At 51.7% G+C, this 12,252-nt stretch carries 12 protein-coding genes and 2 riboswitches; of the genes, 5 read left to right on the top strand and 7 right to left on the bottom strand.

Going from position 1 to position 12,252, the window contains the following annotated elements; translation table 11 throughout:
• Positions 1 to 106: 106 nt before the first annotated feature.
• Together sdaAA and sdaAB are read right to left on the bottom strand one after the other, a co-directional pair.
• Positions 107 to 1,012: an L-serine ammonia-lyase, iron-sulfur-dependent, subunit alpha gene (gene sdaAA, locus Q5741_RS10385; RefSeq protein ID WP_305024017.1), complete on the bottom strand. Its 906-nt coding sequence runs from the start codon at positions 1,010 to 1,012 to the stop codon at positions 107 to 109.
• A 5-nt stretch (positions 1,013 to 1,017) separates the two neighbouring features.
• Positions 1,018 to 1,692, bottom strand: a complete 675-nt coding sequence (gene sdaAB, locus Q5741_RS10380; protein WP_305024016.1) for an L-serine ammonia-lyase, iron-sulfur-dependent subunit beta — start codon at positions 1,690 to 1,692, stop codon at positions 1,018 to 1,020.
• Positions 1,693 to 1,945: 253 nt separating this feature from the next.
• A riboswitch (glycine riboswitch) is annotated at positions 1,946 to 2,059 on the bottom strand.
• A gap of 472 nt (positions 2,060 to 2,531) precedes the next feature.
• Here sdaAB and Q5741_RS10375 point away from each other — a divergent pair.
• The 4 genes from Q5741_RS10375 (at position 2,532) to Q5741_RS10360 (ending at position 7,237) form a co-directional block, all read left to right on the top strand.
• The gene (locus tag Q5741_RS10375) at positions 2,532 to 3,629 is read left to right on the top strand and encodes an FAD-dependent monooxygenase (protein WP_305024015.1); all 1,098 of its coding nucleotides are present in this window, start codon (positions 2,532 to 2,534) and stop codon (positions 3,627 to 3,629) included.
• A gap of 68 nt (positions 3,630 to 3,697) precedes the next feature.
• A complete protein-coding gene (locus Q5741_RS10370) occupies positions 3,698 to 4,459 on the top strand; it encodes a GTP cyclohydrolase II (protein ID WP_305024014.1) in 762 nt (253 codons plus the stop codon).
• 177 nt (positions 4,460 to 4,636) lie between these two features.
• Positions 4,637 to 4,736, top strand: a riboswitch (purine riboswitch).
• A 77-nt stretch (positions 4,737 to 4,813) separates the two neighbouring features.
• Entirely contained in the window at positions 4,814 to 6,247 is a 1,434-nt protein-coding gene (locus Q5741_RS10365; RefSeq protein ID WP_305024013.1) for an NAD(P)/FAD-dependent oxidoreductase, read from the top strand.
• Between the two features lie 111 nt (positions 6,248 to 6,358).
• Positions 6,359 to 7,237, top strand: coding sequence for a S1 family peptidase (locus Q5741_RS10360; RefSeq protein ID WP_305024012.1), 879 nt, complete (start codon positions 6,359 to 6,361; stop codon positions 7,235 to 7,237).
• Positions 7,238 to 7,327: 90 nt separating this feature from the next.
• Here Q5741_RS10360 and Q5741_RS10355 read toward each other — a convergent pair whose 3' ends face one another.
• The 4 genes from Q5741_RS10355 to Q5741_RS10340 form a co-directional block, all read right to left on the bottom strand.
• Positions 7,328 to 7,978 (bottom strand): amino acid ABC transporter permease, encoded by a 651-nt coding sequence (locus Q5741_RS10355; protein WP_305024011.1) that lies wholly within the window; start codon positions 7,976 to 7,978, stop codon positions 7,328 to 7,330.
• A 15-nt stretch (positions 7,979 to 7,993) separates the two neighbouring features.
• Positions 7,994 to 8,653 carry an amino acid ABC transporter permease gene (locus Q5741_RS10350; protein WP_305024010.1) on the bottom strand — a complete coding sequence of 220 codons (660 nt, stop codon included), beginning with the start codon at positions 8,651 to 8,653 and terminating at the stop codon, positions 7,994 to 7,996.
• A gap of 77 nt (positions 8,654 to 8,730) precedes the next feature.
• Complete coding sequence (locus Q5741_RS10345; RefSeq protein ID WP_305024009.1) at positions 8,731 to 9,549, bottom strand: ABC transporter substrate-binding protein; 819 nt, start codon at positions 9,547 to 9,549, stop codon at positions 8,731 to 8,733.
• A gap of 48 nt (positions 9,550 to 9,597) precedes the next feature.
• Positions 9,598 to 10,326 (bottom strand): amino acid ABC transporter ATP-binding protein, encoded by a 729-nt coding sequence (locus tag Q5741_RS10340; RefSeq protein ID WP_305024067.1) that lies wholly within the window; start codon positions 10,324 to 10,326, stop codon positions 9,598 to 9,600.
• A 447-nt stretch (positions 10,327 to 10,773) separates the two neighbouring features.
• Here Q5741_RS10340 and Q5741_RS10335 point away from each other — a divergent pair, with 447 nt between their 5' ends.
• Positions 10,774 to 11,232, top strand: a complete 459-nt coding sequence (locus Q5741_RS10335) for a cupin domain-containing protein (protein WP_305024008.1) — start codon at positions 10,774 to 10,776, stop codon at positions 11,230 to 11,232.
• A gap of 86 nt (positions 11,233 to 11,318) precedes the next feature.
• On the opposite strand, the gene Q5741_RS10330 is transcribed toward Q5741_RS10335, so the two are convergent.
• Positions 11,319 to 12,146 carry an aldo/keto reductase gene (locus Q5741_RS10330; RefSeq protein ID WP_305024066.1) on the bottom strand — a complete coding sequence of 276 codons (828 nt, stop codon included), beginning with the start codon at positions 12,144 to 12,146 and terminating at the stop codon, positions 11,319 to 11,321.
• Between the last annotated feature and the right edge of the window lie 106 nt (positions 12,147 to 12,252).

Genomic DNA, 12,252 nt, shown 5'->3' with positions numbered 1-12,252 from the left:
TCTATGAAACCAATGAATACACTTCTAAATTACACCAGGAACATTAAAACCAATCGGCAGCAGACAGTCTTCATAAGGGAACAGAACCATAGTCCTTAAGGGATGGTCAGGCTTGAGCCGGATCCGGTGACTCTTTACGCTTCCCGCGTAGGGATTCGGTCAGCTTGCGCCCGGTTGGCGTCTGGGCAAGGCCGCCTTTGGCCGTCTCGCGGTGTTTGGTCGGCATGGCGCTGCCAACCTCCAGCATGACGTCGATGACCTCATCGGTCGGAATCGCACTGCGTACCCCGGCCAGTGCCATATCGGCAGCGGCCAGAGCGGTTACTGCACCGAGTCCGTTACGTACGATACAAGGAATTTCGACCAGACCTGCAACGGGGTCACAGATCAGCCCCAATGTATTCTTCAGTGCCAGGCCAACGGCATGAATCGCCTGATCCGTTGTGCCTCCGCGCAGCTCTACCATGGCACCCGCTGCCATGCCGATCGCCGAGCCAATCTCAGCCTGGCAGCCGCCTTCAGCGCCGGAGATGAAGGAGTTGTTGGCAATAACATAGCCGATGGCACCGGCCGTGAACAGACCGCGGACCATATGGTCATCGTCCCAACCAAAGCGTTCCTGTGCGCTAATGAACACGCCTGGAATGACACCGCAGGAGCCTGCCGTCGGTGTAGCCACAATCCGGCCCATGGAGGCGTTGACTTCCGACACCGAGAGGGCATAAGCCATGGCCAGCGCCGAAGCATCGCCAGAGCAGGTTTCGCCTGACCGCAGGTATTCGGCTACGCGTTTGCCGTCCCCGCCGGTCAGGCCGCTCCGGGATACGGTATCCTCCGTCTGCCCTTTTCGGACAGCCTCTTTCATAATCTGATAATAGTCCGCCATTTGACGGAAAATGTCCTCCTGGTCTATACCTGTCTCGTGAGACTGGTCTTCCAGCATGATCCCGGCGATGCTCTTGCCTTCCTTGCGGCAAAGCTCGGCGAGTTCACGGAGATGGCTGAATCGCATAACCCTTAGCCCCTTTTCTTCAAATCAATCACTTTAATTTCATACATATGCTGCAGTCTGCGCAGCTGCTGAAGAACGTTGTCCGGCACAGCTGTATCGGTCTCAATCACCGTGAGGGCTTCCCCATCCCGGCTCTTCCGGTCCACATTCATATAGGCGATGTTCACGCCGGAATGTCCCATTGCGGATGTAATCGATGCCAGCATTCCCGGTTTGTCAGAATGCAGGAGGACAGCAGCAGGCAGTTCTCCGGTCAGGTTGACACGGAAATCATTGAGCTGCTGTACGGCGACACTTCCACCGCCGATGGAGGATCCCATCAGCGAACGGTAATCGTCCCCGTGCCACAACTCGATTTTTACAGTGTTTGGATGCGGAGCATTCAGCCCGCTGACCGTAAATTCAACCTCCATACCCGCTTCTTCTGCCCGCTGCTCGGCATCCGGTATCCGGCTGTCGTCGGTATCATAATCGAGCAGGCCTCCGATGAGTGCAAGATCGGTGCCATGACCTTTATACGTATCGGCAAAAGAGCCATACAGCGTCAGCACCGCCCGTTCCGGCTGCATCCCCATCCAGTGGCGCGCAATGCGTCCGAGACGGACAGCGCCAGCGGTATGGGAGCTGGAAGGTCCGGTCATAGCCGGACCGATGATGGAGAATACATCTTTAAATCTCATTACGAACCCTCCATTGAAGTCATGATGAACACATTAATGTATGGTTTGAAGCCATGACGGCAGGCTGTTCATAGCCCCCTGAGAGGTTGACACGCCATGTCAACGCGCAAAAAAGGACAGCAAAAAGGGTTTACCCTTTTCCCTGTCCTTGTACCTGAGAGTTTATGACTTGTGAAACAGCAGGAGGAGGCTAGCTCCGGACCGCTGCTGCAAGTTTTACCCCTTTGGTGGCTGATCGCACTCTCCAGAGCTGCGTCCCATGGCGGTTCCTTGTACCTGAGAGATTAACTTACGGGCCGGGTGCCCGATAAGCTTGCTCCTTCGGTGCCTGGCGGCGTACCGCTCAGTCTCTCCCGTCCATCGTCATCCGCTGATTATGTTCATTTATACTTCTTAAGATTAAGGTAAAGCAAGCTTTAGTGTCAATATGGTTACAGGGTTGAGTATACAAGGTCTAGTATGGAAGTTACTGTATCCGCAGCAAAAGACGTTCGTCTATATATCCTCTGCACCGGATGGGAACGGCGAATTTCAGCATGAGGCCTACGTCTATCGTCTCGACCCGGGAAAGGGCGACAAGCTGAACATTACAAACATTAGAGACTATAAGTGAAAAGAGACTATAAGTGAAACTGTAAGAAAGCAGCAGCCAGGTTTGATGCCGGTTGTTGTTTTTGGTTAGGAGAATCGGGTGGATTGCTTGACAGTATTTTTGACGCAAAATATAATACTAATTATAAGTAACTAATTAACATAATGTAAGTCTAAGGTAAAATTCATGTAAATATAGAGATATCGCTGCTGTTGGCGGATCAGGATTGGAAGTGGAGGGACGAAGCATGCAGATGGAAGCCGATGTGTGTATTGTGGGCGGCGGTCCAGGCGGTCTCATGCTTGGGTACCTGCTGAGCAAGCGTCAAATATCTGTTATCGTTATTGAGCGCATGTCCCGTCTGCACAAGGATTTCCGTGGGGAGCATCTGAATGCAGAAGGGGAAGCGGTGCTGGCGGCTGAAGGGCTGCTGGCGGATCTGGATGCGGCCGGTATGCTGCTGATGGAGCGACTGGAGTACATGGACAAGGGACGGATTCTTAAGGTGATCGAGCCTGGCCCGGGCGAACGTCATATGGGTATTCACGTTCCGCAGAAACATCTTCTGGGCGTCCTTGCTGCGCATGCAGAGAAGAATGATGGTTTTGAGCTTATGTTAAATACTACAGTAACCGATATGATCTTTAATGATCAAGGCGGTGCTGCCGGCGTAATGGCTAAATGCGGTGAGCTGGACATTGCCATTCACAGCAAGCTGGTCGTTGGCGCAGACGGCCGTTACTCGACCGTGCGCAAGCTCGCGCGCATTCCGTATCAGGTTCATGCTCATGGCTATGACCTGCTCTGGGCCCGGATTCCTTCTCCGCCAGGATGGGAGCCCACTGTGCGCATGGCCCGGGTGAACGGCATGCAGCTGGCACTGTTTACCCAGCAGGGGGGATGGATCCAGATCGGCTGGAACATTGCCGAGGGCTCTTACCCCCTACTACGGAAGCAGTCTGTGGATCCGCTGAGACAGGCGCTGATCGAGGCTTGTCCTGAATTGGCCCGGGCAGTGCCGGATTGGATTCGGGATTGGAAGGATTTCGTACTCCTTCAGGTGCACAGCAGTTCCTGCGAGAGCTGGGTGAAGGATGGTGTGGTGCTGCTGGGAGATGCGGCCCATACGTTCAGTCCAACGGGAGCATACGGTGTAAATGGTGCACTGAAGGATGCGGAGGTTCTGCTGCCTATCGTGGAACATGCGCTGCATGCTGGCAGATCCGATGCCGGGGCTTTGAAGCTGTTCGAGCAGCTGAGACGGCCGCAGGTTGAAGAACAGCAGGCGGTGCAGCGGGAGAAGGAACGTTCATTTGCCGAAATGTTCGCATCACTAGTGTCATGATTTGGCATTCTATAGGATAATGGTGTAAATATCGGACCTGCTGTGTCCCTACTAAAGGAGAAATGCACATGATTAGCGAGACGATTGTATCCGCCCTGCGGGACAAAATAAATGTAGTGCCCAGCGGTGACAAGTCGCTGTATATAGTTGGACCTATCAAGCTGCCAGTGAATCTGGACGGAGAAACGGTTCAGTTCCAGTGGTACTGCTGGCTGCGCTGTGACAGCTTTCAGGATGCAGATCTGTGCGGAGGCAAGGATTTGGAAACGTCCAAAATTATTGAGCACCTCTCCTCCGCCAATCTGGCGGAAATGCAGCAGTCCAGTGTGCTTGTCTACGGCGACTTCGCGAACAGTCCGGATGCGCTGATCCGGATGCACAGCATTTGCCATACCGGAGATATTTTCGGCAGCAAGCGCTGTGACTGCGGTTACCAGCTGAAGCAGTCCATGAAGATGATTCAGGCGCACGGCTCTGGCGCACTGTTCTACCTGGCGAATCATGAGGGTAGAGGCATCGGGCTGTTCAGTAAAGCTATGGCTTATGTACTGCAGGAGAAAGGCCTGGATACCGTTGAAGCGAACCTTCAGCTTGGATTTGAAGATGACCAGCGGAGTTATGAAGATGCTATTCAGGTTTTGAAAAGACTGCGTGAGAAGCCAGTCACACTGATCACGAACAACCCGCGCAAAATGAATGCTCTGCAGGAGTCCGGCGCCAACCTGTCTGGACGTATCCCGCTATGGGGCGACATCTCGGAATTTAATGAGAAATACCTGGCCACGAAGGTGGCCCGGTCCGGTCACTTTGGCAGGGAAAGTGAAGCGTAAAGCAGCCTCCAAACAATTGGATTCACCCTGAATAAAAAGCCCGAACGGTTTGACCGTTTGGGCTTTTTGCTGCTGTGCGGCAGTAAAACACGAACATTAATATAAATATATATTTGACACATTCGTATTTATCCGATAATATAACGTTTGTTGACAGATAAATTAGTATATTTATTTTAATCACGAACGTTATGAATTCGTATATCCTCAATGATACGGTTTGAGGGTTTCTACAGGGGACCGTAAATTCCCGGCTACGAATAGGATGCCATTTTCCGCATACCTATGGAGAGCCGGGATTTTTTGCGTCCGTTTATAACCTGACACATTATGTTATATAACCAGGAGGAACTCATGAGTAAATATGATGTTATCGTTGTTGGAGCCGGACCTGCCGGGATTTTTGCCTGCTATGAGCTGACACGCCGCAAGCCGGAGTGGAAGGTGCTGCTGGTGGACAAGGGTCATGATATTTACCGCCGCAGCTGCCCGATTCTGGAGGAGAAAATTCAACTGTGTCCACCGCCTGCTGGCAAAAAGGATTTCTCCGGCTGTCTGCCGGCCTGCTCTATTACAGCTGGTTTTGGCGGTGCCGGTGCTTACAGTGACGGTAAATTCAATGTTACCACCGAGTTTGGAGGCTGGCTGACAGATTATCTGGCCCCATCCCAAGTGATGGAGCTGATTCGCTATGTTGATAGTATTAACCTGGAGCACGGTGCAACAACGAACATTACCGATCCGACGACAGACCGGATCCGCAGCATTGAGCAGCGGGGATATGCGGCAGGACTGAAGCTGCTGCGTGCCGAAGTACGTCATCTGGGGACTGAGCAGAATCTCGAGATTTTGAAGTCGATTTATGAATACCTCAAAACCCGTGTTGATATGCTGTTCAAGACTGAGGTAGCTGACATCTTGACGGTTAAGGAGGGGGGAGTACACCGTGCACAAGGCATTCAGCTCAAGAACGGCGAAACCTACGAGGCCGACCGTGTCATGATCGCACCGGGACGTGACGGATCAGCCTGGCTGACCGAAGTGCTGAAGAAGCGCCGTCTCAAGATGTACAACAACCAGGTGGATGTCGGTGTGCGGGTTGAGACCTCGGATGTAGTCATGCAGGAAATTAACGAGCATCTGTACGAGGGCAAATTTATCTATAATACTTCGGTGGGTACACGGGTGCGCACTTTCTGCAGTAATCCTTCCGGTCATGTTGTCGTTGAAAACCACAGCGGCGTCATGGCCGCCAATGGACATTCCTATAAAGACCCGGCATTGGGTTCGCCGAACACGAACTTTGCGCTCCTTGTTTCTCATAAATTTACGGAGCCGTTCGACAAGCCGAACGAATACGCACGTGAAATTTGTAAAAGAGCGAATGATTTATCCAGCGGCGGAGTCATTGTACAGAAATTCGGGGATATTGTGCGCGGACGCCGTTCGACGGCTGGCCGGATTGCCGAAGGATTCCTGGAGCCTACCTTGAAGGAAGCTGTGCCGGGGGATCTCGGTCTGGTGCTCCCTTACAACACAATGAAGAGTCTGGTAGAGATGGTCGAAGCACTGGAGAAAGTTACGCCGGGGATTGCTTCCGAGCATACCCTCTTCTACGGAGTGGAAGCCAAATTTTACTCGGCCCGTCCGAAGCTCGATCGTACACTCGAGACCGAAATTCAAGGATTGTACTGCGGCGGGGACGGCGCGGGGATCACACGCGGACTGGCCCAGGCCGGTGCGGCCGGCGTATGGATCGCACGCAGTATGGCGAATCAATCTGTCTGAGCGTGATCAAACATTTTGCCGCCTTCCTGCCGAAATAAGATACAGCGGGCACTTCATACTTATGCATGTGCACGACTTCAAGATCAGATTTCACAAGCAGGAGGGTTATCCATGATATTCTCTACAAAACACAAGATACAGGCTATACAGGGGTGGAAAATGTTTGCTTCCGTGGCGATTCTCGGATTATCTCTTCTGCTTCCGGTACAAGGGGTTCAGGCACAGTCGCTGGATTCCATGTATTTCAGCGGCGGTTATTATAACTCGCAGCTTAAAGGGCAGCTCTCACAGACAGCCGATTCCATCCTGGTCGTGAATGTCCGCTGGGTATCTAACAGCGATCCATATACCATTCATTATGATGTCGGCACTTCCATGCTGGTCTCTGAGGATACGGTACTGACCAATTACCATGTCGTGAAGGAGTATGCGGAGCTTCCTGCAGGCAGCAAGGGTACACTGCGGGTAGCCAGCCCTTCAAATCCGCTTCAGGCGATTGACGCACAGATCATTAAGGCTGATAAGAACCGGGATATGGCGCTGCTGAAGCTGTCGCAGAAGGTGAGCTACACCCCTATTACATTCAGCAAAGCCAGGGACAATGAGCCGGTCTATACGATTGGTTATCCGGAGAATCCGATGGGACAGCTGACCTTGCTGGACCGGTTGACCGGGGATGCGAATTTTAAGCTGAACACGTTATCCAGCACCTGGGTCTATGATGCCCAGTCGAAGGATGTACCCGGTATGGATTATGTAGGAAGCATGCAGCGAGCGGTGAAGCAGGGGAATTCCGGCGGACCTGTGCTGGATGCTGATATGCATGTAGTGGGCATGATGACCTTTACTTATAAAGGGAAAACCTATTTTATCAATGCCAAAACGCTGCAGGAATTTATCGGAAGTACGACCACGGTGAAGGGAACCATCAGCGCTTCAGGCAGCACGAATATAATTACCGTACCCGGCCGCATTGTAGGTAAACCTTGAGGATGGTCGGATAACACAAAACCGCGTATACCCAACCTAGGGATTACGCGGTTTTTGTATTGTGGACCTGGACTTGAAGCCATGATGTGATTAGTGAGTCCGTACTTCAAGCCTCCGGGCGATCCGGGACATCGTGTAGTTCACGACAAAGTACAGGAACGCGGCAAAGATCAGCGCCGGAATAACAAAGGACTGCTGCTGGCCTCCGACGATCTGTACGTTGTGAGTCAGTTCGGGCAGTGTAATAATCACGGCGAGAGAAGTATCCTTAAACAGGGAAATGAACTGGCTGACGATCGGCGGCACCATCCGGCGCAGCGCCTGCGGCATCACGATATGCCACAAGGTCTGGCTGTAATTCAGTGCTGAAGAGCGAGCGGCTTCAATCTGGCCTTTGTCCACCGATTTGAGTCCGCTGCGGATAATCTCGGCAATCATCGCACCTTCGAAGATGCTGAGTCCGGTAATGGCCGCCCATTTGAGTGAAATATCAAAACCGGTAACAGGCAGCACGACCCCGATAAAGAAGATAATGAGCAGCAGCGGCAGATTGCGGATCAGGTCGATCAGCAGACCAGCCACCTGCGAGAGCACAGGAATCCGTGTATATCGCAGCGTGCCAAAGATCAGGCCGATGATAAAGCTGAATACGATGGAATAGGCCGCGACTTCAATCGTCAGCAGGAAGCCTTCCAGAATAAAGCGGACATTGGGCCAGGTAAAGAAATCAAAAAATGACATTCCGGGGTTCCCTCCTTAAGACCTTCTGGCCAGCCGGCCTTCCATGTAGTGCACCAGAATGCTGAGTGGAATGGTCAGCACCAGGTAGAATAATGCAGTAATTGCATAGACAGTGATGGGCATGAAGGTATCGGAGTTAATCAGATCCGAGTAGTACATGAGATCAAGTCCAGCGACAATAGCGAGAACGGATGAGTTCTTCACCAGGTTGATGAATTGGTTGCCGATAGCCGGCAGCACAATCTTGATGGCCTGCGGAAGAATGATGTACAGCATCGCCTGGTTATAGGACAAGCCGGACGAGCGTGCAGCTTCGGACTGTCCTCGTGGAACCGACTGAATGCCCGCGCGAATGGCCTCTGCGATGAAGGAGGCCGTATAGATGGTGAGCCCCAGTGTACCGGCGGTAAAGCCGTCGAGTGGAACTCCCATGGCGGGCAGCCCCAGGAAAAAGAATAATACAACGATCAACAGCGGAATATTACGAATAATTTCAACATATACAGTGCCAATCCAATTCAGCAGCTTCATCGGGGAAATCCGCATGACGGCAATAATTGCCCCCAGCACGAAGCTGCCTGCCAGAGCGATCAGACTGGCTTCTATAGTATTAAGAAACCCGTCCATGAACCGGTCCCAGTTGTCAAACAGCACATGAATATCAAATGTAACCATATCGGTTCATACCTCCATCACAGATCATAAGAGAAGGAAGGAGCGCGCAGGTGGCGGCTCCTTCCGGCCGATCTATCTTATTCAGGTTTGGTTCCCATCCACTGTTCGTACAGTTTGTCGTACTCCCCGTTATCTTTCAATTCTTTAAGCGTATCATTCACGGCCTGCAGCAGATCACTGTTCCCTTTCTTCACAGCAATACCGTAGGGTTCATCTGTAAAGTTACCACCCACGAGGGTGTAGTTTGGATCCTGCTTTTGCATACCGAGGAGAATAGCGTTATCGGTTGTCAGCGCATCCCCTTGACCTGCTTTGAGAGCATTAAAGGCATCCTGGTAGTTTTCGAACTCCAGCACGGTAGCGTCCGGAGCCTTCTCACGAATGTTTTTGGCTGATGTGGAGCCTTTAACCGCAAGAACTTTAGTGCCTTTTGTAATGGAATCCAGTCCGGTGATCGGGCTTCCCTTCTTCACCAGAAGAGACTGGCCCGCCTTGAAGTAGACGTCACTGAAATCAACCTGCTTCTTCCGCTCGTCCGTAATCGTCATCGTCGCAATAATCATGTCGATATCCCCGCTCTGCAGCAGCTGAATACGCGTTTTGGATGTGACTTCCTTCAATTCAATCTTGTTCTCGTCACCGAGAATATGCTTGGCGATCTGTTTGGCGATATCAATATCGAAGCCTTCCACCTTGTTGGTTGCAGGGTCCTTCAGGCCGAACAGCTTGGTATCGTATTTCACGCCAACCACCAGCTTGCCGCGCTGCTTGATCGCATCCAGGGCATTGGCCGAGCTGCTGCCGGCATTCTCATCTTTTTTGCCGCAGCCCGCCATCACAAAGCTGAAACACAGTACAACCAGAAGCATGACATTCCAACCTAAACGTTTTCTCATCCGTAAAATCCCCTCTCATGTGAATCGTTGTTGATGAATGATCATTGATTAATGATTAATCAGTCGGCTCAGGAACACCTGCGCCCGCTCCTCGCGCGGCTTCGCGAAGAACTCGGCTGGGGTGCTGTCTTCCAGAATCTGTCCCTGATCCATGAAGATGACCCGGTCAGCCACCTCGCGGGCGAAGCCCATCTCGTGGGTAACGATGACCATGGTCATGCCTTCATGTGCCAGGGAGCGCATCACGTCCAGCACCTCGCCGATCGTTTCCGGGTCCAGCGCCGAGGTCGGCTCGTCGAAGAGCATGATCTTGGGCTTCATCGCCAGACCGCGGGCAATCGCAACGCGCTGCTGCTGTCCGCCGGACAGCTGGGAAGGATAGCTTTGCGCTTTATCGGCGATACCGACCTTCTCCAGATAACCAACCGCAGTCTGACGGGCTTCTTCCTTGGAGACACCTAATACTTTGGTGGGAGCCAGCGTGATGTTGTCCACCACCCGCTTGTGCGGGTAGAGATTAAAGTGCTGGAACACCATGCCGATATCCCGGCGGAACTTGTTGATGTCGACCTTCTTGTCATGCAGCGGCACACCGTTTACGATAAGCTCTCCGCCGGAGATCGTCTCCAGACGGTTGATGCAGCGCAGCAATGTACTCTTGCCAGAACCAGAGGGACCGATAATAACAACAACTTCGCCTTCCTCGATCTGGAGGTTGATGTCCTTGAGAACGTGGAATTGACCATAGTGCTTATTGACCTGCTTGAACTGAATCAAAAGAGAAGCCCCCTCCCTAATATCTCTGTCAGCAGTGATCCGGCATCGGTTACAGATGCATAGATCGTGCTGTGTGTTAATAAATATGCTTCCAAAGAATGACAATGTAATCCATTCATGCAAAATAGTTAACTAATGATACAATGATAATCCAGCTTGTGACAAGAACTTTTGTTAGTTAATATGACATGAGTTATATAAAAATGCATTCAATACTAAGCTTATGTGAAGTTTATTGCGCTATTCCAATGAGTTATTCAGACAGTAGAACTAAAGTTGATTCAAGGAGAGTGTACCCTGAACCAAAGTTTGTCATTCGGGCATTTTCCATGAAGCAGGGGTGAAACCGTGACAAATGGATAGGGTTGATTTAGAGTAGAGTAAGAGTGCCGTGGGACCGGACAAGAGTCCCTTTATTAATGGAAAAAGAGAAGGAAGGTAAGGCTTATGACAAAGATGATTTCACCGCTGGTTGGGGCGCTTGGTATGGAACCACATCCGGAAGGCGGCTGGTATAAGGAGATGTGGAAATCAAGCTTCCAGATTCCGAAGCCGGTGCTGCCGGATGTGTATTCTGGACCGCGTTTTGCTGCATCCTCGACCTATTTTCTCCTCCATCCGGACGAGTTCTCGGAGTGGCATGTCGTTCATTCTGACGAATTGTGGCTCTATCATTCGGGCAGTCCGATTGAACTGAAGCTGGGTGGAAGCGGGGATCAGCCGGGTGAGGAGCAGGTTATCGTGCTGGGCGCGGATGTTGAAGCAGGGCAGTCTCCGCAGGCGCTGGTTCCGGGAACGGTATGGCAGACCGCGCGTCCGCTGGGGGATGAGCCGGTTCTCGTTACCTGCGTGGTCGCACCAGGTTTCCATTTTGATGATTTTAAGCTGATTTCCCGTCCTGAGTAGGAGAGAAAGATAAGCTTGGCTGGAACAATAAAAGCAAGCCCCGTTTAACAGGGCTTGCTTTTATGTGTTTTATGCAGGAAAGGCGCTTAGAAATTGAAATTATCCGGGTCCGCACCGGTCCGTTTATTCTCGTTCAGTGCGTCGATGCGTGCCATATCATCACTGCTCAGTTCAAAATCGTAGATGTCGGCGTTCTCGATGATACGCTGCTCGTGTACAGATTTTGGAATGGTTACGATTCCGTGCTGGAGATCCCAGCGAAGAATGACCTGCGCCGCTGATTTGCCGTACTCTGCACCGATGGCACGCAGTGCTTCATTGTCCAGCAGACCGCCGCCGCCCAGCGGAGACCAGGCCTCCAGCTGGATTTCCTGTTCGCGGCAGAACGTACGCAGCTCTTCCTGGGTCAGCTGCGGATGGAACTCCACCTGGTTGACAGCCGGTTTGACGGTAGCTTCACTCATTAGGTCCTTCAGATGATGAATCTGGAAGTTGCTGACGCCGATGGCACGCACACGGCCATCCCGATACAGTTTTTCCATCGCACGCCAGGTGTCTTTGTATTTGCCTTTAACCGGCCAGTGAATCAGATACAGATCCAGCGTCTCCAGATCGAGACGTTTCATGCTCTCATCAAAAGCTTTCAGCGTACTGTCATATCCCTGATCCGCGTTCCACAGTTTGGTGGTGATGAACAATTCATCCCGGGCGATACCAGATTCGGCAATCCCTCTGGCGACACCGTCCTCATTATTGTAGGCCTTGGCCGTGTCGATACTGCGGTAGCCTGCTTTTATCGCTGATTTAACAGCGTTAACGACTTCTTCTCCATTATCGGCTTTCCATACGCCGAGGCCGAATTGCGGCATTTTGACACCGTTGTTCAGCGTTACCGTATCCTGCAGATTGTTAATCAATGTCGATTCCTCCTCTAATGAAATGGCTTGCCTCAAAGGCTATGTAACTATTACCCTAATTTGCCCCGGAATGTTCAATTCATAATGAAAAAATTAAATCCTG

It is taken from the genome of Paenibacillus lacisoli (assembly GCF_030580655.1).
Classification (GTDB): Bacteria; Bacillota; Bacilli; order Paenibacillales; family Paenibacillaceae; genus Paenibacillus; species Paenibacillus lacisoli.
Note: the sequence above shows the minus strand (reverse complement) of the source record. Positions and strands in the feature narration are given on the sequence as shown.